Annotated in this window: 18 protein-coding genes and 1 tRNA gene; 6 read left to right on the top strand and 13 right to left on the bottom strand. The window is 65.7% G+C overall.

Going from position 1 to position 20716, the window contains the following annotated elements; translation table 11 throughout:
- Positions 1 to 28: 28 nt before the first annotated feature.
- From JOE31_RS01350 to JOE31_RS01325, 6 genes are read right to left on the bottom strand one after another with little or no spacing between them, the layout of a single operon-like run.
- Positions 29 to 1861 (bottom strand): protein kinase, encoded by a 1833-nt coding sequence (locus JOE31_RS01350; protein WP_209741794.1) that lies wholly within the window; start codon positions 1859 to 1861, stop codon positions 29 to 31.
- Complete coding sequence (locus JOE31_RS01345) at positions 1858 to 3318, bottom strand: penicillin-binding protein 2 (protein ID WP_209741793.1); 1461 nt, start codon at positions 3316 to 3318, stop codon at positions 1858 to 1860. The genes JOE31_RS01350 and JOE31_RS01345 overlap by 4 nt, the downstream gene beginning before the upstream one ends.
- A complete protein-coding gene (locus tag JOE31_RS01340; protein WP_209741792.1) occupies positions 3315 to 4775 on the bottom strand; it encodes an FtsW/RodA/SpoVE family cell cycle protein in 1461 nt (486 codons plus the stop codon). The genes JOE31_RS01345 and JOE31_RS01340 overlap by 4 nt, the downstream gene beginning before the upstream one ends.
- The gene (locus JOE31_RS01335; protein ID WP_374100791.1) at positions 4772 to 6463 is read right to left on the bottom strand and encodes a PP2C family serine/threonine-protein phosphatase; all 1692 of its coding nucleotides are present in this window, start codon (positions 6461 to 6463) and stop codon (positions 4772 to 4774) included. The genes JOE31_RS01340 and JOE31_RS01335 overlap by 4 nt, the downstream gene beginning before the upstream one ends.
- Before the next feature lie 2 nt (positions 6464 to 6465).
- Positions 6466 to 6948, bottom strand: a complete 483-nt coding sequence (locus tag JOE31_RS01330; RefSeq protein ID WP_209741791.1) for an FHA domain-containing protein — start codon at positions 6946 to 6948, stop codon at positions 6466 to 6468.
- The gene (locus JOE31_RS01325) at positions 6945 to 7691 is read right to left on the bottom strand and encodes a DUF3662 and FHA domain-containing protein (RefSeq protein WP_209741790.1); all 747 of its coding nucleotides are present in this window, start codon (positions 7689 to 7691) and stop codon (positions 6945 to 6947) included. Before JOE31_RS01325 ends, JOE31_RS01330 begins: the two co-directional genes overlap by 4 nt.
- A gap of 363 nt (positions 7692 to 8054) precedes the next feature.
- Here JOE31_RS01325 and JOE31_RS01320 point away from each other — a divergent pair.
- The 5 genes from JOE31_RS01320 to JOE31_RS01300 all read left to right on the top strand — a co-directional run bounded on the left by JOE31_RS01320 (position 8055) and on the right by JOE31_RS01300 (position 12001).
- Positions 8055 to 8137, top strand: a tRNA-Leu gene (locus JOE31_RS01320).
- A gap of 270 nt (positions 8138 to 8407) precedes the next feature.
- Entirely contained in the window at positions 8408 to 9505 is a 1098-nt protein-coding gene (locus JOE31_RS01315; RefSeq protein ID WP_209741789.1) for an ABC transporter substrate-binding protein, read from the top strand.
- A gap of 5 nt (positions 9506 to 9510) precedes the next feature.
- Positions 9511 to 10344, top strand: a complete 834-nt coding sequence (locus JOE31_RS01310; RefSeq protein WP_209741788.1) for an ABC transporter ATP-binding protein — start codon at positions 9511 to 9513, stop codon at positions 10342 to 10344.
- On the top strand, positions 10341 to 11183 hold the full coding sequence (locus JOE31_RS01305; protein WP_209741787.1) for an ABC transporter permease: 843 nt from the start codon (positions 10341 to 10343) through the stop codon (positions 11181 to 11183). Before JOE31_RS01310 ends, JOE31_RS01305 begins: the two co-directional genes overlap by 4 nt.
- Positions 11180 to 12001, top strand: a complete 822-nt coding sequence (locus JOE31_RS01300) for an ABC transporter permease (RefSeq protein WP_209741786.1) — start codon at positions 11180 to 11182, stop codon at positions 11999 to 12001. Before JOE31_RS01305 ends, JOE31_RS01300 begins: the two co-directional genes overlap by 4 nt.
- Positions 12002 to 12020: 19 nt before the next feature.
- On the opposite strand, the gene JOE31_RS01295 is transcribed toward JOE31_RS01300, so the two are convergent.
- From JOE31_RS01295 to JOE31_RS01265, 7 genes are all read right to left on the bottom strand, one after another.
- Positions 12021 to 12713: a FadR/GntR family transcriptional regulator gene (locus tag JOE31_RS01295; protein WP_209741785.1), complete on the bottom strand. Its 693-nt coding sequence runs from the start codon at positions 12711 to 12713 to the stop codon at positions 12021 to 12023.
- A 10-nt stretch (positions 12714 to 12723) separates the two neighbouring features.
- Positions 12724 to 13851 (bottom strand): mandelate racemase/muconate lactonizing enzyme family protein, encoded by a 1128-nt coding sequence (locus tag JOE31_RS01290; protein ID WP_209741784.1) that lies wholly within the window; start codon positions 13849 to 13851, stop codon positions 12724 to 12726.
- Between the two features lie 109 nt (positions 13852 to 13960).
- Positions 13961 to 14881, bottom strand: coding sequence for an AEC family transporter (locus tag JOE31_RS01285; RefSeq protein ID WP_209741783.1), 921 nt, complete (start codon positions 14879 to 14881; stop codon positions 13961 to 13963).
- 12 nt (positions 14882 to 14893) lie between these two features.
- On the bottom strand, positions 14894 to 16474 hold the full coding sequence (locus JOE31_RS01280; protein ID WP_209741782.1) for an aldehyde dehydrogenase (NADP(+)): 1581 nt from the start codon (positions 16472 to 16474) through the stop codon (positions 14894 to 14896).
- Positions 16475 to 16500: 26 nt separating this feature from the next.
- Positions 16501 to 17415 (bottom strand): 5-dehydro-4-deoxyglucarate dehydratase, encoded by a 915-nt coding sequence (kdgD, locus tag JOE31_RS01275; protein WP_209741781.1) that lies wholly within the window; start codon positions 17413 to 17415, stop codon positions 16501 to 16503.
- 153 nt (positions 17416 to 17568) lie between these two features.
- Positions 17569 to 18453 (bottom strand): LysR family transcriptional regulator, encoded by an 885-nt coding sequence (locus JOE31_RS01270; RefSeq protein WP_209741780.1) that lies wholly within the window; start codon positions 18451 to 18453, stop codon positions 17569 to 17571.
- A gap of 2 nt (positions 18454 to 18455) precedes the next feature.
- Positions 18456 to 19157, bottom strand: coding sequence for a TetR/AcrR family transcriptional regulator (locus tag JOE31_RS01265; protein WP_245198898.1), 702 nt, complete (start codon positions 19155 to 19157; stop codon positions 18456 to 18458).
- Between JOE31_RS01265 and JOE31_RS01260 the strand changes: the two genes are divergently transcribed.
- Positions 19128 to 20687, top strand: coding sequence for an NAD(P)/FAD-dependent oxidoreductase (locus JOE31_RS01260; protein WP_280872516.1), 1560 nt, complete (start codon positions 19128 to 19130; stop codon positions 20685 to 20687). The genes JOE31_RS01265 and JOE31_RS01260 overlap by 30 nt on opposite strands.
- The last annotated feature ends 29 nt before the right edge of the window (positions 20688 to 20716 follow it).

Here is a 20716-nt window from a genome sequence, read left to right as displayed (position 1 = left end):
AGACGGGGTGAGTTCGGCACGGTGCGCCTTAGTTCGTCGTCGAGGTGCTCGGGGTGGGCACGGGTTCAGCGGCGAGGTGGTAGGTCACTACGGATCCGGCGGGTACCTTTTGTCCGGCGCCCGGCTCTGAACTGACGAAGGTGCCGGCTTTTTGCCCGGCGCTGCCGGGTACGTCTGCTCCCTTTACCCAGCGCAATCCGGCGTCTTCGATCGCTTTCTGCGCCTGGGCCTCGGAGCTGCCGACGCCGATCGCGGGCACCGAAGACTCCTGGCTCGGGTCCGGGCCCTTGGAATAGGTGACCGTGATGGTCTCGCCCGGGGCTACCGGGCCGGAAGGCTCGATGTTGGTGACCGTGCCCTGCGCTGCGTCGCTGAAGACCGGGTCGCCCTTGACGGTCAATCCCAGGCCGACGAGCTGGCTGCGGACCGTGTTGTACGGCTGGCCCAGGTAGGCATCAGGGATCAGGTTGATGGTTTCCGGGGTCGACTGCGTGGGAGTGGGCGTCGGGCTCGCGCTGCTGGGTGTGGGGCTGGCCGAAGTGGACGTCGGTGAGGCGCTGGTGCTGCTGGGCTTGGCGCTGCTCGACGTGGACGAGGACTCGGCCGGGCCGGACGGGGAGAAGATGCCTGCCTGGGTAAGCAGGACACCCACCAGTGCGAAGAGGACGAGCACGATGAGGGCGATGAGCGGCCACGTCCACGGGCTCCGGCCCTTGCGCTGCGGCTCGTCCACCGGTTCGTCGTAGCGGTCCTGCTCCTCTTCCTGGTCCCAGCTGCGCTGGGCGGCCAGGGCGTCGGCGCGTGACAGTGTTTTGCCCGGACCGGTTGCCCCGGCAGCAGCTCCGGCGGCGAGTCCTGCGGCCGCACCGGCGCCCGCGGCGCCGACCACCGGAAGCGCGGAAGTCGCCGTCGTCGATTTGTCCTTTTCGGGTGATTCAATGACGCCGGTGGCGGCGGTGGGAATGTCCACCGGAGCCGTGATTGGTCCCGTGGCCGCTTCGAAAAGCAGCATTCCGGGAACGGCGGCATGCGCAGCGGCGATGTCACCGTTGCGGATGGCTTCCGCTGCCTCGGACAGCTTGATGGCGTTGGCCGGGCGGTTCTTGGGATCCTTGGCGAGCATGGACATCAGGAGCGCCCGCACCGGCGTCGGCAGTGTTTCCGGCAGCGGCGGCGGCGCGTCATTGACCTGGGCAAGCGCAATGGCGATCTGCGATTCACCGGAGAACGGGCGATGCCCGGTGAGGCACTCGTAGCCGATGACGCCGAGCGAGTAGATGTCCGAGGCGCCGGTGGCGGTCTGTCCGGTTGCCTGCTCCGGTGCGAGGTACTGGGCCGTGCCCATGACCTGACCGGTTTGGGTCAGCGGGACCTGGTCCGCCAGCCGGGCGATGCCGAAGTCTGTGACTTTGACGCGGCCATCCGGGGTGATCAGCAGGTTGCCGGGCTTGATGTCACGGTGCACCAGGCCCTGTGAGTGGGCCACCGAGAGGGCGCGGGCTGTCTGGGCAATCATGGACAGCGTCCGGTCCGGCGAAAGGACCTGTTCGTGTTCGATGATGCTGCTCAGTGGCTGGCCCGGGACCAGCTCCATCACCAGGTACGCCGACCCCTCCTCTTCACCGTAGTCAAAGACGTTGGCGATGCCCACATGGTTCAGCAGCGCCGTGTGGCGAGCCTCGGCACGGAAGCGCTGGAGGAACCCGGGATCGCCCGTGTACTCCTCTTTGAGCACCTTGATGGCGACAATCCGGCCAAGGATAAGGTCCTTGGCCTTCCAGACTTCTCCCATCCCGCCAATCGCAATACGCGTGGTCAGCTGGAATCTCCCGCCGAGGGTGATCCCTGATGTAGGCCTCACTTATTCAACACCGCCTCAAAAATCTTCTTCGCGTTCGGACTGGTTAGCTGTGCACCGGTGGTGATGTCCACGCCCTGCATGACGATGGTCACCGACACCTGGGGGTCGTTGGCCGGGGCGAACCCGGTAAACCATGAATTGTTCAAGCCGTCGGTTCCCAGCTCGGCAGTGCCGGTCTTGCCGGCCACCTGGACGCCCGGCACGGCGGCCCCGCGGCCGATGCCTTCACTGACTACGCTGGTCATCCACTCGGTGATCTGCCGGGAAATCTCCGGGCTGGTGGAGGTCCGCAGAACCTCTGGTTTCGGTTCGCTGATGACCCTCAGGTCCGGGGACCGCACCGTCTTGATCAGGTTGGGCCTCATCTGGACTCCGCCGTTGGCGATGGCGGACGTCATCAGCGCTATCTGCAGCGGAGTAGCCCGCACGTCGCGCTGGCCGATGGCGGACTGGGCGAGCCCTGCCGGGTCCAGCTCCTCCTCCGGGAACGCCTTCTTTGCGTAATCCAGTTTCAGCTGGTCGCCCAGGTCCTCCCCGAAGCCGAACTTCGCGGCCTGGTCGGCTATGGCCTTTTGGCCCAGGTCCCGGGCAATGGACGCGAACGGTGTGTTGCAGGACTGCTGCAGCGCGAAGGCGAAGCTCGCCGTGTTCTGGGTGTAGCAGTTGCCCCCGGCGTAGTTCGGCAGCTTGTACTGGATTCCGGGGAAGCTCATCTCGGCGGGGTTGGGCAGCTCACTGTCCTTGTTGTACTTGCCCGAGCTGAGCGCGGCGGCCGTATCCACCAGCTTGAACACCGAGCCGGGCGCCAAAAGTGCACCGGTTGGCCCGCTGACATTCGGGTTCAGGTTGATCCCGGGAACCTTGTTCAGCTCGTTGAAATTCGCAGCCTCGGCAGCCGCGTCCTGGGTTGCGATCAGGTTGGGATCGTAGGACGGCTTGGAGACCATGGCCAGGATGTCACCCGTTTTCGGGTTCGTCACCACGATGGAGCCGCGCTGGCCGTCTGGAATCAAGTCATAGGCCAGCTTTTGGAGAGCCGGGTCCAGTGTGAGTTCCACCGAGGCGCCCTTCGGCTGGTTGCCGAGGAACAGCTGGCCCACGCGGTCCAGGAAGAGCTGGTCCGAGCTGCCAGCGAGCTGCTCGTTGAGGGAACTTTCCAGACCTGTGACGCCGTAGTTCTTCGAAAAGTACCCCGTGATGCCGGCGTACAGCTCGGGCTCGGTGTAGGTGCGCTGGAACTTGCAGCTTTCCGAGGCGGCAACGGACTGCGCGATGGGTTTTCCGCCCACGATGATGGCTCCGCGGTCGTTGCAGTAGTTCTGTAGGATGGCGCGCTTGTTCCAGGGGTTGGCCTGCAGTTCGTCGGCACCCACCACCTGCACATAGCTGAGGGCGCCGAAGATCAGAGCGAACATGGCCACGGCGGCAATCCATGAATTCCGAATGGCGTGGTTCACAGCTGTTTCACCGCTTCAGTTGGCGCGTCGGGATGGGCGGACGAGGGCTTCCGGCCGGGCTGTTTGGCCGGGCGCGGCGGGGAAGGCGGAACAGGCTTCTGTTCACCGGGCCCTGCACCCTGCGGCATGGGTGTGGTGTCCACCGGGCCACGGGCGGCGTGCGAAATCATTAGCAACAGCCCCACGATGATCCAGTTGGCCAGCAGCGAGGAACCGCCGGCAGCCAGGAAGGGTGTGGTGAGCCCGGTCAGCGGAATCAGCCGCGTCACGCCGCCAATTACCACAAAACACTGAAGCGCGATGGCGAACGACAGGCCGCAGGCCAGCAGCTTCCCGAAGGCATCCCGTGTTCCCAGGGCCGCCCGAAACCCGCGTGTGAACAGCAGCAGGTACATCAGGACGATCGCGAAGAGCCCGATCAGGCCGAGTTCCTCGCCGAAGGAAGCGATGATCATGTCGCTGTTGGCAAACGGGACCAGGTTCGGGCGGCCCTGGCCAAGGCCGGTGCCCACGAGGCCGCCGTTGGCCATGCCGAACAGGCCTTCCACAATCTGGAAGCTACCGCCAAACTGCCGCCCGTACACCTCGTCCGTGAAGGCGTTCAGCCACCCGTCGATGCGGAGGCCAACGTGGGAGAAAACCTTGGAGGCCACGTATCCGCCGCCCAGGATCAGGGCCACACCGATCACTACCCAGCTGATCCGGCTCGTGGCCACGTAGATCATCACAATGAAGAGGCCGAAGAACAGCACGGAGGAACCCAGGTCCCGCTGGAAGATCAGCACTCCGATGCTCACCAGCCAGGCGGTGATCATCGGGCCCATGTCCTTGACCCGCGGGAACTGCAACGGGCCTAGTTTGCGGCCCGCGAGGAGAATCAGGTCCCGGTTGGAGGAAAGATACCCGGCGAAGAATATGGCCAAGGTAATCTTGGCGATTTCGCCCGGCTGGAAGGTCATCGGGCCCAGCTTGATCCAGACACGGGCACCGAGGATTTCGCCGGCGGAAATGCCCGGGATCAGCGGCAGAATGAGCAGGAGCGCACTGGCGGCCAAGGATATGAACGTAAACCGGCGGAGGATCCGGTGGTCTTTGAGGAACCAGATGACCGCGATGGCCACGGCCATGGCAATCAGGGTCCAGCGGAGCTGGTTGTTGCCTGTATCATCCCCCGGGGCATCCAGCCGGTGGATCATGGCCAGGCCCAGGCCGTTAAGGGCCACAACCAGTGGAAGTATAACCGGATCGGCATATTTAGCACGGATCCGCAGCACGATGTGGAAAACGAGGGCGGCGGCAGCGAGCAGGCTGGACTGGAACCAGAAATCCTGGTCGAACGCTTTTTCCTGGTCCACGCCCACCAGGGCATTGGCGCCGATGCCCACGGCCAGGGCAAGGATCAGGAGTACCAGTTCGGTGTTCCTGCGCGGCTTGGGGGTGGGCTCAATCTGTGTCACTTGGCCTCCTCACAAGCTTTGGTGGACGGGCTGGGGGTAGCGGAGGGCGACGGTGATCCGGGGGGCGCCGCCGTGCCGCCGGGAGCCGGCGCGGCGCCCGAAGCGCTCGGGGAGGCAGTGGGCGTCGCTGAGGCGCTGGCGCAATCCTCCGCCGGAGACGTCGTCCCGGTCAGGTCGAGGTTCTTGACGATCCGCTGTGCGTCGTAGAGGTCGCGTGCCGGCACGGTCTGGCGGACCCGCTGCTGCGAGAACTCCGGAAGGTCGGACATGCGGATGTCCGTTACGGTCTCCAGCGTTGAGAGTTGGATTGGTCCCAGACGCTGGGAGACGCCGTTGTAGATGGCAACCCGCGAATCGTATTCGCCGATGTAGTACCGCGTCTGGGTCCAGGCGTAGCCGAGCCACAGTCCGACGCTGAGGATGACGAGCAGGGCCGCCGCCGTGGCGATCGTGACCCAGCGGCGCGGCTTGGCGGCGGGTTTGTATTCGTCGGTTTCCTCGCGGTCCTGATCCGATTTGTGGGTAAGGACGGTCGCGGCACGGCGCGCGACGGTGCGGCCGGCAATCGTGGGAATGGACCCGGATTCGGCAGCGGCGGCGGCGGCGCCGACCAGCTCGTGGGGACGTGTGGAAAGTTCCTCGCGGAGGACGGCTGCAGAGAGGTGCTCGCCCAGATGCGGGTCCGTGGTGGTGCTTGGTTCACCCGGCTTGGCTGCCGGCCCGGAGCCGGCGTCGTCTCCGCCGGAGTCGGTGCCGCCCGTATGTTCGGCAGTTTTCGGCGTGGCGTCCTGCGGAAGCGGGGCCGGGGACGGGGCGTCGGCTGGAGTGGCCGTCTTGTCCGGAGAGTCGGCCTTTGTCGTCTCGTCCGCGCCGGCAAGGGGCGGGACGATCTCGACGGCGGCCGTGCGGACGTCGTCGGGCGTTTGTTCCGCGATTTCGAGCATGACGACCGTGACGTTGTCCGGTGCGCCGGCTTCAAGGGTGAGATCAACGAGCGTTTCGACGCATTCGCGCAGATCCTTGGTTTCGCGGACCGTGCGTTCCACGACGTGTCCCGCAACGTAGTTCAGGCCGTCCGAGCAGAGCAGCCACCGTTCGCCGGGTTCGACGTCAAGGGTGGCCAGATCGAGTTCCGGGCTGGCGTCGACGTCGCCCAGAACCCGCATCAGGACATTTTTGTGCGGGTGGGTTTCCGCTTCCTCGGGGCGCAGCCGGCCTTCGTCGATGAGCCTCTGCACAAAAGTGTGGTCGACGCTGATCTGCTTGAATTCGCCGTTGCGGAGCCGGTAGGCCCGGGAGTCGCCGATGTGGGCGAAGTGCAGTTTGCCTTCCGCCAGGAGGAGCGCGGTGACGGTGGTCCCCATGCCGGCGAGCTTGGGATTGATGTGGACCAGTTCCGACAGGAGGGAGTTTGCGGTCTGGATTTCATCCGCCAGCACGGTCCCGGCATCGCCGTCGTAATTGCCGTGGTCCAGGTGGAGCATGTCCAGTACGGTTGCCGCGGAAGCCACGTCACCACCGGCATGGCCCCCCATGCCGTCCGCCACAATGGCCAGATGGCGGCCGACGTAGGCGGAGTCGTCGTTTTTGGCTCGGATTCGTCCCACGTCAGAGCGGGCGGCGTAGCGCATGATGAGCGGCCGCGTCGGGGTGGAGCCCTTGTCGGCGGGGATTTCCGGGACGGCCACGGCTATGGCCTCAATTCGATGACCGTCTTGCCGATTCTCACGGGGACACCGAGCTCCACCGGGAGGGCTCGGGTGAGCTGCTGATTGGCCAGGTACGTGCCGTTGGTCGAGCCAAGATCCTCGATGAACCAGCGGCTGCCCTGCGGGAAGAGCCGGGCGTGCCGGCCTGACGCGTAGTCGTCCTCCAGGACCAGCGTGGCCTCCTGGGCGCGGCCAAGCAGGATGGGGCTGTCTGCGAGGGGAATGGTGTGGCCCTTAAGCGGACCCTCCGTGACAACCAGCTGGCGGGCCTGCTGTTTCGCGGGCGGCGGGGCGGTTTCGGCCAGTTCGGGGTGCTTGCGTACCTGGCGGGCGGTGGGAGCGCCCATTGCGGCTTTCCTGCCGATCATCAGGTCGCGGCGCATGGCGGACACGATGCTGATGATGAGGACCCAGAGCAGCAGGAGGAACCCGAACCGCAGGGCCGTAATAGTCAGTTCGCTCACGGGCGGCCACCGGAGTTGGCGGGCAAAAGGCGGAAGATGATTTTGGTCCGTCCCATCGTGATGGTGGAGCCGTCGGTAAGGTCGACGCTGCCGACGACCTTGCGTCCGTTGACGTAGCTGCCGTTGGTGGATCCCAGGTCGACGGCCTCTGTAGTGCCGTTCGTGGTGCGGATTTCGAGGTGGCGGCGCGAGACCCCGGTGTCGTCCACCAGAATGTCCGCCTCCGAGGACCGGCCCAGCACGATCGATGCGGCGTTCAGTGAGTAGCGCTGGCCGTCAATGTCCAGGACCGGCTGAAGCCGCACGGGCTGGCGGCTGGGCGCAGCGGGCACGTTGTTCCGCGGCACGGGAGGCGCCGCGGCAGAACCGGAGGCCTTTTCCGTCCTTGAATCGATTTCGAAATCGCCGGCGCGGATTTCGCCGTCGCGCCGGAAGGAAATGCGGACTGAACCCTGAAGTGTGTAGCCCTGGCTGCGTACGTGGTTGATCACCACATCACAGAGTTCTTCGGCCAGGGGCGTGCCCCACTCCTGGGCGCGCTTGAAGTCGTCTTCGCTGAGGCGGACATCAAACACGTTTGGTGCGAGGGTGCGCCCGGCGGCGATGGTGATGGCCTTGTGGTCCACCTCCCGGCGGAGGCGGCTGGCGATTTCCACAGGCTCAACCTGGGCCCGCGAACCGGTGGAGAAGACACCGCGGACGGCCTTTTCGATGCCGCGCTCGACTTTGTCCAGCATTCCCATGGCATCTCTCCTCTCCTGACGGCTGCGGGGCAGCACACGACTCGGAACTCAGTTCACAACACTGCCGGAAGTGCGCCGGGGGCGGGCACTCCTACACCTGATACTACTGGGCGGGGCTGTGAATGACCTTAATGCACAACGCCGGGGCGGGGAGAATAGTTCGGATCGGCTGGGGCCGATCCGGGGCGGACTGCGCCATTCCAAGGGCATATCCGGGGCGCAGAGCGCGGGACGATTCGGCCCGCAGGGGCAGCCGCAGAGCCCGATTGGTGTTTTGCCATGGTTGTCCGTTATGCTTGATCTCGCTGCTTTTACGAGGCTGGCAGTCCGGAAAACGGGCTCCTGTCGGGTGAAAGAAGTTGCGCGCGAGTGGCGGAACGGCAGACGCGCTGGCTTCAGGTGCCAGTGTCCGAAAGGGCGTGGGGGTTCAAATCCCCCCTCGCGCACGCAAATGAAGAGCTCCGGTCTTAGGACCGGGGCTCTTTTGCTTTAACGCGGCCCTTTTTGACGGGACCGTCATTATCCAGCGCATCCCGCCGCCCGCAGCCCGCAGCCCGCCCGCCGCCCGCGGGACCAGCGCCCCTGCTGCTAAACGACAGTTAACTTCGCTGAAACGGCTCGGGCTGATTCCTGAAACAACCGTTCCATAGTGTCGGAGCCTGACGGCCTGCGAGGCCGCCTGCATACCTGACCGCCTCCCGATTTGGAGAAGAAGAATGACGGCTTTCAGTTCGGACAAAGGCGCCCCGCGCCCATCGCGGCGGATGGTGCTGGCAGGGTTTTCATCGGCGGCGCTGGTGGCGCTGACCGGCTGCGGAGGCGGGTCGGGATCCGCCGCCCCGGCTGCCTCAGGCACGGCTTCAGGCGCGGCGGCCGATTTCGGCACCCTGGAGGTGCAGCTGTCGTGGCTGAAGAACGCGGAGTTCGCCGGCGAGTACTTTGCCGACAGCAAGGGCTATTACAAGGACGCGGGTTTCAGCGCCGTCAACCTGATCGCCGGCGGTCCGGGAGGGGCCTCGGCGGAGACCATGGTCCTCTCCGGGAAGGCGCTGGTGGGCACGTCGTCGCCCGTGGGAGTGGCTCCGGTGGTCCTCAACGAGGGAGCGCCGCTGAAGATCATCGGCTCCACCTACCAGAAGAACCCATTCACCATCGTTTCGCTGGCGGCCAACTCGATCACTGCCCCGGAGGACCTTGTGGGCAAGAAGATTGGCGTGCAGGCCGGCGTGAACGAAACACTGTTCGATGCCCTCCTGGAAGTCAACAAGATCGACCCGTCAAAGGTCACCAAGGTACCGGTGCAATACGATCCGCAGCCGTTGCTGAACGGCGACGTCGAGGGGTTCTTCGCGTACCTGACCAACGAAGTGCTCACGCTTGAACTGGGCGGACACAAGACGGCGGTCCTGCCTTTTGCGGACAATGGCCTGCCCTTCGTTGCCGAGAGCTTCGTGGTCACGGACGAGTCCATCAAGGACAAGAGGCCGGAGCTGAAGGCCTTCCTGGCGGCGACCATCAAGGGCTGGAAGGACGCCCTGGCCGATCCGGATGAGTCTGCCCGGCTCGCCGTCGAGGTCTATGGCAAGGAGCTGGGCCTGACCATTGCCAAGGAAAAAGGCCAGGCGGAAGCCCAGAACACCAAGCTCATTGCCACGCCGGAGACGGACAGCAACGGCCTGTTCACGGTATCCAAGGAGCTGATGGACAAGAACATCGAGATCCTCAAGCTCGCCGGCTACGACACCACCGCAGACGCGATCTTTGACCTGAGCCTCCTCGACGAGGTCTATGCCGAGAACCCGGACCTGAAGTAGGACGCATGACTGAAGTGAGCACGGAAGCCGTGGCCGGGGGAATGCTTTCCGGAACCGGCATATCGCTCAGCAACCTGGGCAAGAGCTTCCGGATGGGCAGGAAGAGCGTGGTGGCGCTGGAAGATGCCAACCTGATGACTTCCAAGGGGACGTTCCTCTCCTTGCTGGGACCCTCAGGATGCGGCAAGTCCACCATCCTGCGGATCCTGGCCGGGCTCGAAACCCCCACCACCGGAGACGTGACGGTGGACGGTCACACACCGGCCGAGCTGCGGACCCGGCACGAGCTGGGGATCGCTTTCCAGGATCCCGCGCTGTTGCCCTGGCGGAGCGTGGTGTCCAACATCCGGCTGCCCTTTGAGGTGGCCGGCCTTCCGGTTGACCACGCCATGGTGGACGACCTGGTGGAGCTGATCGGGCTGAAGGGTTTTGAAAAGGCCAAGCCGGCACAGCTGTCCGGCGGCATGCGCCAGCGGGTGTCCATTGCACGTGCCCTGGCGCTCAAGCCGTCGGTGCTGCTGCTCGATGAGCCGTTCGGGGCGCTGGACGACATGACCCGGCAACGGCTGAACCTGGAACTGCTGAGGATCTGGACGGAAAAGCCCGCCACAACCCTGATGGTCACCCACGGCATCGCGGAGGCCATGTTCCTCTCCGATGTGGTGGCTGTGATGAGCGCCCGTCCGGGCCGGATCAAGGAGATCATCACCGTGGACCTGCCGCGGCCGCGGACGCCGGAAATGATGCGGACGCCGGAGTTCCATGCGCTGTGCGACCGGGCCTCCGAACTTCTGTTCGGCGACGCCGGTGCGCCCCCTGAGGAAGAGGAGTCACCGTGACGCGGTCTTTTCTGTTAAGTACGACGGCGGCCCGGCCGCTGCCGCCGTGGGCTGCGGCCGGGATCGGCGTGGCGGCCACGGTCGCGCTCTGGTGGCTGGCGGCCGCGACGGTGCTTTCCGGAGTGGGCGCCAGCACGGACGGATCCGGCGGCGCCGTGCCGACGCCCCCGGAAGTTCTGGGACAGCTGGCGAGTGACGGCGTCGGGTTTTACTGGCCCAACCTTGCCGTGACGATGGCGGAAGCTTCTGCGGGGTACCTGTGGGGGAACGCAGCCGCGCTGCTGCTGTCCGCGACTGTCCTGGTGTTTCCCTCCCTTGAACGGCTGGTCACCCAACTGGCAGTGATCAGCTATTGCCTGCCCATCGTTGCCATCGGTCCGCTGGCCTTCATCGTCATCGGCTCGCCCGCACGGGGGGAATCCTCAGGCACGGCCGTCCTGCTGGCGGGCATCTCGGTCTTCTTCACCACTGTGGTGGGCGCGCTGGCCGCGCTCAAGAGCGCGGACCGGGCAAGCCTGGATCTCGTCGCCGTCTACGGCGGAGGACGGCTGAAGCAGCTGGTCAAGGTACAGCTCATCTCCGCCCTGCCGGGAATCCTGAACGCATTGAAGATCGCCGTTCCGGCCGCCGTCCTGGGAGCCGTCCTGGGCGAATATGTGGGAGGCGTGGACCGCGGGATCGGCCCGGCGCTGGTCAACGCGCAACAGAACCTCGAAATTGCCAGGGCGTGGGGAGTTGCCCTGGTGGCGGGGTTGCTTGCCGGTGCCGGCTATGGCGTGTTTGCGCTGCTGGCTCGATTCGTGACGCCGTGGTCCTCCGGGCGCCGGGCGGCAGGATGACACCGGGATCGGCGGCCGGCCTGGCCGCACTGAAGGGCGCGTGGCGCGCGGTCGTCGGCCTGCTGGTTTCCCTCGCGGTGGTGTTGCTGCTGTGGGTTGCACTGCTGAGGGTTTTCAACATCTCGCCGTTCGTTGGCAAAGGACCGCTGGACGTTTTCAACTTCCTGTTCTCGGTTCCGGCAGCGGAGGCCAACCGGCAGGCAATCCTGCAAAACCTCGGCCAAACCATGGTGGACGCATTCCTGGGCTTCGCCGCGGGAATGGTGGGAGCGGTTGTGATTGCCGGTGTGTTTGTGTTGTTCCGTGGTGTGGAGAACGCCCTGATGCCGGTTGCCATGCTGCTGCGCTCGGTTCCGCTCGTGGCGCTGGCGCCCATCATCATCCTGATTTTCGGCCGCCAGGAACCGGCGGTTGCTGCCATCGGCGGCATCGTGGTGCTGTTCCCCGCGCTGGTGACGATTGTGTTCGGGCTTCGCTCGGCGTCCCCGGCCATGATCGAAGTGATCGATGTCTACGGCGGCTCACGCTGGACTGCACTGTTGAAGGTTGCGCTGCCCTCGTCCCTGCCGGCGTTCTTCACGGCAGTGAAGGTCTCCATTCCGGGGGCGATCACAGGCGCGTTGCTGGCGGAGTGGCTCGCCACCGGCAAGGGAATCGGCTACGCCATCATCTCCGCCGTGTCCCGGGCAAGGAACAACGAGGTGTGGGCATCGGTGGTGGTGATCACGCTCGTTTCGATCATCCTGTACACCGTGGTGGCGCTCCTCGAGGAGGCCATGCTGCGGAGGTCCGGCCGGGCGCCATCGGGATCGGGATAACCGGGCGGCGGGAAGTGGCCTAGCGGCCGGCCCGGAGCCGCCGCCTCGAGTTGGCCAGATGGCTGCGCATGGCAGCCGACGACGACGGCACGTCGCCTTCCGCGATGGCCGCATAGATCGATTCATGCTCATGGACCACCTGGTCGAAGTGGTCGCGGGCGTAGTGTTCGTCGCCGGTCATCAGCCGGGTGCGGGGCATGGCGATCATGGTCTGGCCCAGTGATGCCAGGCAGTCCGAGTAGAAGGGGTTTCCCGACGCGGCGGCGATGGCCTTGTGGAATTCGTAGTCGGATTTCATTGCATGCGCCGGGTGGCCGCTGCTGGATGTGAAGTCCTCCAGCGCTTTCTGCACTACCCTCAGCTGCCGGTCCGTCCGGTTGCGGGCGGCCAAGGCTGCAGCCTCCGCTTCGACGCCCATCCGGAACTCGAGCAGGTGGAGCCGGTCCTCCAGGCTGGTCACCGGCCGGCCGCCGGGGGCCTGCGGATCACCGGCCGGGGGCGGGGTCAGCGCGAAGCTTCCCCGCCCGCGTTCGGTTTCCACCAGCCCCTCTGCCTGCAGCCGGGTCAGGGCTGCCCGGACCACGGTGCGGCTGACGCCGAATTCGCCGATCAGCGTGTTTTCGCTGGGCAGCTTGTCGCCGGGCTGGATGACGCCGTCAACAATGCGCGTGCGAAGGTCGGCGGCGAGGTCCGCGGTCAGGTTCCGGCTCATGCGTTCAAGGTTACGCGCCGAACTCCACGGACTCGGTGGTCCAGGCGCGGGCCTGGTCGCTGAGGGACACGCCAAGGCCCGGGCGGTCCGGAACCAGCATGCGGCCGTTCTTGGTTTCGAGGCGCTCGTTGAACAGCGGGTCGAGCCAGTCGAAGTGCTCCACCCACGGTTCGCGGGGGTAGGCGGCCGCGAGGTGCAGGTGGATTTCCATGGCGAAGTGCGGTGCGAGGCCCAGGCCCCGCTCGTCCGCCAGTGCAGCCAGCCGCAGGAATTGGGTGATGCCGCCGACGCGCGGCGCATCAGGCTGGATGATGTCGCAGCCGTTGGCGTTGATCAGGCCCTTGTGCTCAGCCACGGAGGCCAGCATTTCACCGGTGGCGATGGGGGTGTCCAGGACGTTGGCCAGGTGGGCGTGGCCCTCGAAGTCGTAGGCGTCCAGCGGCTCTTCGATCCAGATGAGGTTGAACTCCTCCAGCTGCCGGCCCATCCGCAGGGCGGTGGCGCGGTCCCACTGCTGGTTGGCGTCCACCATAAGCGGCACGTCCCAACCGATGTGTTCGCGGATTCCGGCCACGCGGCGCAAGTCCTCCTTGCTGTCGGGGAGGCCCACCTTGATCTTGATGCCGCCGATTCCCTCATCGATGGACCGGGTGGCGCGGGCCTTGACCTCATCCAGGGAGGCATTCAGGAAGCCGCCGGACGTGTTGTAGGTCTGGACCGAGTCGCGGTATGAGCCCAGGAGCTTGGCCAGGGGAAGCCCGGCGCGCTTGGCCTTGAGGTCGTAGAGCGCGATGTCGATGGCGGCCAGCGCCTGGGTGGCCACGCCCGAGCGGCCCACGGAGGCGCCGGCCCAGAGCAGCTTCGTGTAGATCTTGCCGATGTCGTTGGGGTCCTCACCAATGATTCCTTCGGCCACCTCCTTGGCATGCGCGTATTGGGCCGGTCCGCCTGCGCGCTTGGAGTAGCTGAAGCCGATGCCGCTGTGGCCCTGCTCGGTGGTGATTTCAGCGAACAGGAACACCACTTCGGTCATGGGCTTCTGGCGGCCGGTGAATACTTTGGCATCGCTGATCGGCACGGCGAGGGGAAGCCTGGCGGTGGAAAGTTTCACATGGCGAATGAGATCTACGGTGCTCATGGCTGCTCCTCGGAATCGGAAAGGGGCATCATCGCCCGCACTTCTTATGCTATAAGTTATCAACTTGTATTACAAGTACAATTAGGGAAGCCGACGGTGATTGGCGTGCCTAGCCCACCAGCCACGCGACCACGAGCAGCGCACCGATGCTCAGCAAGGTGGTGCAGAGGATCACGTCACGCGCCACGGTCATGCCGCGACCGTAGGGGGAGGCGAAGAGGAACACGTTCTGGGCGGTGGGGAGTGCGGCCATGATGACGCTGGCCAGCAGGTGCTGCCCCTCCAGGCCGAAGACAAAGCGGCCAAGGACCCACACGATGAGCGGCATTCCGGCGATCTTCAGGAACGTGGCCACGAGGGTCTCGATGCGGCCATCGTCTTTTTGCAGCGGGGCCCGGCCGGCGAGTGACAGCCCGAAGGCCAGCAGCACCATCGGCACCGCCCCTCCGGCCAGCATGTCGATGGGTTTCTGCAGGAGGTCCGGGGCGCTCCAGCCCGTCAGGGCCACCGCTGCACCCAGTCCTGAGGCGATGATCATCGGGTTGGCGAAGGGCTGAAGGAGAAGCTTCTTCCAGGAGATTTTGGATCCGGAAACCAGGCCCAGCACCGTGAGATAGAACGGCGCCATCACCAGAATCTGCACCAGGAGCACGGGCGCCACGTGCTGCGCGGTTCCGACGGCATAGAGCGACACCGGAATGCCGATGTTGTTCGCATTGGCATAGCTGCTGGCCATGGCACCCACTGCCGTTTCCGCCGCGGGCCGGCGGAAAAACAGGAAACTTGCCAGGCAATAGAGAAGCCCCACTATCGCTGCCGAGAGCAGCGCCAGCGGGGCGTCCGTTCCGAGGGCCGCCCGGATATCGCTGCCGGCCACCACGGTGAACAGCAGTGCCGGGTTGGTGACGTAATAGGCGGTTCGGGTGAGCGCACCCTGGACTTCCGGTCCCAGGATCCGAAAGCGGGCGGCGAAATAGCCCACGGCAATAACGGCAGTGACGATCAATACGCCAGAGACAACGCCGCCCAAAAGTGTGCCCTTCTATACGACGGCGGTGGTGCCGTCGATCCGGCGGTTAAGGTGCCACGGGTTCGCATCCTGCAACGGAGCGGGGAGCAGTTCCTGGGGCAGGTTCTGGTACGCGACCGGCCGCAGGAAGCGGTTGATGGCCAGGGTGCCCACCGACGTCGTGCGGGTGTCCGACGTCGCGGGGAAGGGGCCGCCGTGGACCATGGCATGTCCCACTTCAACGCCGGTGGGCCAGCCGTTGACGATGATCCGCCCCACCTTCTGTTCGAGGGCGGGCAGCAGTTGCGCCGCCGTCGGGTAGTCCTCCTCGGTGAGCTGCAGGGAAGCGGTGAGCTGGCCCTCGATCCGGTTGGCCGCCTGGATCAATTCCTCGGCGGTGGAGTAGCGGATCACCAGGCTGGCAGCGCCGAAGATCTCGGCGTGCAGTACCTGGTTGCCGACGAAGTCCGCGATGCCTGTGCCGAAGATGGTGGGCGCCGGCGCGTTCTCGGTGGGACCGGGGGTGCCCTGGCCGACGACGGTCACGTTGGGGGCGGCGCCGAGCGCCTCGGCGCCGTCGTTCCAGGAACCGGCGATGCCGGCGGTCAGCATGGTCTGGCCGGCACAGGCGGAGACTGCGCGTCCGACGGCGGCAGCCAGTTTGTCGCCTGCCTCGCCGGCCGGGGCGAACAGCAGGCCGGGGGATGTGCAGAGCTGCCCTGAACTTCCGGTGACGGCCGCGACGTACTGCCGGGCGAGTGCGTCGACATCACCCTTGAGGGCGCCGGGGAAGACGAAGACCGGGTTGAGCGAAGACATTTCCGCATAGACCGGGATGGGCTCGGGCCGTGCCGCCGCGGTGCGCATCAGGGCGATGCCGGCGCTTTGCGAGCCGGTGAAGCCCACGGCCTTGATGGCAGGGTCCGCCACGAGGGCTTGGCCGATGCTGCTGCCGGGGCCGTAGATGAGCGAGAAGACGCCCGGGTGCAGACCTGAGTCGCCAACGGCCTTCACGATGGCCTGGCCGACGAGTTCGCCCGTGCCCGGGTGGGCGTTGTGGGCCTTGAAGACCACCGGACACCCCGCGGCGAGAGCCGAGGCGGTGTCTCCTCCCGCCGTCGAAAAGGCCAGCGGGAAGTTGCTGGCGCCGAAGACGGCCACCGGTCCCAGCGGAATCTGGCGCTGGCGGATGTCGGCGCGGGGGAGCGGCGTGCGCTCCGGCAAAGCCGGATCGATGCGGACGCCGCGGAAATCGCCCTGCCTGACCACCGTGGCGAACAGGCGGAGCTGGCCGGTGGTGCGGGCGCGTTCGCCCTGCAGCCGGGCCGCGGGCAGGCCGGTCTCCTGGCCTGCCCGGATGATCAGTTCGTCACCGATGGCCTCGATGTTGTCCGCAATGGCTTCCAGGAAGCCGGCGTGCGTCTCGGGATCGAGGGTGCTGAAGGACGGGTAGGCGTCGGCGGCCGCGGCGGTGGCTGCCTTGAGCTGGTCCTCGGTAAGCAGGGTGTAGGCGGGGTCAAGCTGTTCGTTGCTGGCGGGGTTGAAGCCAAAGGCAGTCTTGCCTTCGCCAGCGACGGCCTGCCCGGCGATCAGGGAATGTCCGGTGAGTGTCATGGTGGTTACTCCTAGGAGACAGTGGATCAGGAGACGGTGGCGATGAGCGCTTTGAGGTCTGCCAGGTCTTGCGGAGCCAGGTTCTGCAGCGGGGGACGGACGCCGCCGGCAGAGCGCCCGATGGCGTCCAGTCCGCCCTTGACGATGGAAACGGAGTATCCCTTGACCCGGTCGCGGATATCCAGGTAAGGAATGACGAAGTCGTTGAGCTTCTTGTTGACGGCCACGCGGTCGTGGTTGCGCACGTCCTGGTAGAAGTCCAGGGCGAACTGCGGGACGAAGTTGTACATGGCGCTGGAGTAGGTGCTCATGCCCAGCTGCAGCAGCGGCAGCGCGAAGGTCTCGGCCGTCGGGAGGCCGCCGAGATAGAAGAGGCGGTCGCCGAGCTTGGCGTAAACGCGGGCGTCGTGTTCGAGGTCGCCCACGCCGTCCTTGAAGCCGATGAGGTTCTCGTGGCGGTCGGCCAGGGCGGCCACGGTGGTGTCCTTATAGATCGCGTTGGCACGGTTGTAGATGATGACGCCGAGCGAGGTGGAACTGCAGACGGCGCTGACGTGCTCGATCAGGCCGGCCTGGTCCGCTTCCGTCAGGTACGGCGGCAGCAGCAGGATGCCCTCCGCACCAGCCGCTTCGGCGGCCTGGGCGTTTTCGATGGCCTGGGCCGTGGAACCGCCGGCTGACGCCAGGACGGGGACTATGCTGCCGACTTCTTCGACGGCGGCGCGGACAACGCGGGCGGATTCAGCCGGCGTGAGGGAGAAGCCTTCGCCCGTGCCGCCGGCGGCGAAGAGCCCGGCCACCGGGTAGCTGGCCTGCCAGGCAAGGTGCTTGCGGTAGTTTTCCTCGTCGAACCGGAGCTGCGAATCGAACGAGGTCACCGGGAAGGAGAGCAACCCGTCTTTGAGAACACTGGCGAGTTCCTGGGGTGAGTGTTTGGCCACGATTGTCCTCCATGTCGGCGCCGCAGCGGTGCGGCAGGTGATGTCTTACCCTTCAGCCTAGGGAGCCGTGTGATGCCTGTCCAAGGCTGTTTTTGTATCCTTTGATGCTTTCAAGGTATCGCTTACCGGCCACCCGTCCCGGGGCAGCCGGACTCAATCGTCCTGGTACCCCAGGACTGCCAGGGTCTGGGACAGGGCGGGGTTGGTGATACTGCGGTTCCAGACGGCGTGCAGCTCCACCGGGTAGTTCGCACTGCCTTCCAGCGGCACGAAGTCGACGCCCTGAACGCCAAGAAGGGAAGTGGAACGGGGGACCAGGGCTACTCCGCGCTTCGCCGCAACCAGGGACACCATAGTGAGGATCTGGCTGACCGTGTGAACCACGTTGGCATGCTGGATTTGGAGCATCCTGACCGCAAGGTCGTAGAAATAGCTGGCCTCGCCGGGTGAATGCATGATGAGGGGCACGTCCTTGAGGTCGTCCTCCCTGACGGGCCGGTTGAGTTCCGTCAGGGGGTGCCCGGACGGCGCAGCAAGCACCATCGTCTCGCGTTGAAGCACGTGCGAAGCAAAAATGTCCCTGTTGATTGGAGGCCGGGCAAGGCCGAGGTCGAGCTCGCCGGATTGCAGCCCGGCGACCTGCTCACCCGTCACGAGTTCCTGCAGGTCGATATCCACGCCGGGCAGCCCTGCCGAAATCTTCTCCAGGAGCGGGCCCAGGATGCTGAAGCCGCTGGCCGCTGTAAAGCCGATCCGTATCAGGCCGGAGCTGCCGGACGCGATTCGTTGTGCCGTGAGGGGCGCACGATCGGCCAGTGCCATGAGCCGCCGGGCTTCCTCCAGGAAAGCCCTGCCCGCGGCCGTCAGGCGGACCTTCCGGTTGTCGCGTTCCAGCAGCTCCGCGCCCACGGTCTTTTCAAGCTTCTGGATCTGGCGGCTCAGGGGCGGTTGGGTCATGTTGAGCCGTTCTGCGGCCCGGCCGAAGTGAAGTTCTTCCGCGACGGCAATGAACCCTGCCAGCTGGTCAAAAGTGAACATTCCTAGTTCCGCAGCGCCCCGAGCCCCGAAATCAATGCCTCCAGGCCCAGGCTGAAGGCGATGTCAGCGGGCTTTTCGTGGCCTTGTTCGGCGAGGCTCTGCACCGCGGCCGTGAAATTGGGCGTGGATTCCGCCATGCTGCCCGGATCGAAGATGTCCGCCGGAGCCGTGACGTCGAAGGCCGAGCCGAAAATGAAGGACTCGAGCGCCACGATCGAGGAGATGATCCGTTCCTCAGGGAAGCCGGCCTCCCGCAGCCCTTCGCTGACCGTCTCGTACATGGCCAGGGTCTGAGGCGCGTCCGTGACTGGCAGGACCGCGATCACCGGGATGAGCGGCGTGTGCTGGGAAAAAACGTCCCGATAGCTCCACGCCCACCGTCGTACGGCTTCGTCCCACGGTCCACGGCCGAACGCGGACACGTCCACGAGGGCCGCGAGATGGTCTTCCACCAGGACCAGCACGTCCCGTTTGGACGTCACGTGGTTGTAAAGGGCCGACGGCGCCACATCCAGTGAGCGGGCCAGTGCGGCCATGGTGAGGCCGTCATAGCCGCTCTTTTCGATCAGCCGCAACGCTGCCGCGGTGATCACCGCCTGGTCTAGTACCGCCGAGGCCGGCCGGCCCGCGCGGCGCTTCGGCTGAGCCGCTGCTTCGCGCGAGTCTGCGGAGGGTTGGGTGTTCTGGCGGGCGGCTGCCGGCATCGTCGGCCTTTCTGCTGGCGGGGTCCCCAGCATTATTCCATTGACCCCTTCCGCGACGGCGACGGAAGCGCTATCATTTTCCTAAATGAATGGTATTCATTTAGTGGCACGCATCACTCCTGCGGCCACAGAGAGGACATCATGCTGGAACTTGACCGCGACGTCGTCGTCGTAGGCGCTGGCCCCTCGGGACTTACCGCGGCCCGCCAACTGAAAAAGGCAGGCCTCAGCGTCGCCGTGCTGGAAGCGCGGGACCGGGTGGGCGGCCGCACCTGGACGGACACCATTGACGGCGCCATGCTGGAAATCGGCGGCCAGTGGGTCTCGCCGGACCAGACCGTGCTGCTGGAACTCCTCGACGAGCTGGGCCTGGAAACGTACTCCCGCTACCGCGAAGGCGAGTCGATCTACATCGGCGCCGATGGCAGGAAGACCCGCTACACCGGTGACTCCTTCCCGGTCAGCGACACCACGGCAGCGGAAATGGACAAGCTGATCGGCCTGCTGGACGGGCTGGCGGCGGAAATCGGACCCACCGAGCCCTGGGCGCATCCCAAGGCCCGGGAGCTGGACACCATTTCCTTCCACCACTGGCTCCGCCAGAACTCCCCGGATGAGGAGGCGTGCAACAACATCGGCCTGTTCATCGCCGGCGGCATGCTGACCAAACCCGCGCACGCATTCTCCGCGCTGCAGGCTGTCCTGATGGCCGCCTCCGCCGGCTCCTTCAGCCACTTGACGGATGAGGACTTCATCCTGGACAAACGGGTTGTGGGAGGCATGCAGCAGGTCTCGCTGCTGCAGGCACGCGAACTGGGTGACGACGTCGTTCTTAACAGCCCGGTGCGCACCATTAACTGGACTGACGAGCGCGACGGCGGCCCGCGCGTCACTGTGGTGTCGGAACGGGCCACGGTGAATGCCCGCTACGTGATCATGGCGGTGCCGCCCAACCTCTATTCGCGGGTCTCCTTCAATCCGCCGCTGCCGCGCCGCCAGCACCAGATGCACCAGCACCAGTCATTGGGCCTGGTCATCAAGGTGCACGCCGTCTACAAGACCCCGTTCTGGCGCGAGGAGGGCCTCTCCGGCACCTGCTTCAGCGCCGGCTCGCTGGTGCAGGAGGTCTACGACAACACCAACCACGGGGATTCCCGCGGCACGCTGGTGGGTTTCGTCTCGGACGAGAAAGCCGACGCCGTTTTTGAGTTGAGCGCCGAAGAGCGCAAGCGCACCATCCTGGAATCCGTCGCGGCCTTCCTGGGCGACAAGGCACTGGAACCCGAGGTGTACTTCGAGTCCGACTGGGGCGCCGAGGAGTGGACGCGCGGCGCCTACGCCTCCAGCTACGACCTCGGCGGCCTGCACCGGTACGGCAAGGACCAGCATCAGCCTGTGGGCCCCATTTACTGGAGCTCCTCCGACCTGGCGGCCCAGGGGTACCAGCACGTCGACGGCGCCATCCGGATGGGTCAGATGACCGCCTCACGGGTTGCCGCCGTCGCCCACCGCGCTTCAGTCACGCAGTAGGAATCCAACGACAGTTCAGAGAGGAACGG

The sequence above is a fragment of the Arthrobacter sp. PvP023 genome, assembly GCF_017832975.1.
Lineage (GTDB): Bacteria > Actinomycetota > Actinomycetes > Actinomycetales > Micrococcaceae > Arthrobacter.
Note: the sequence above shows the minus strand (reverse complement) of the source record. Positions and strands in the feature narration are given on the sequence as shown.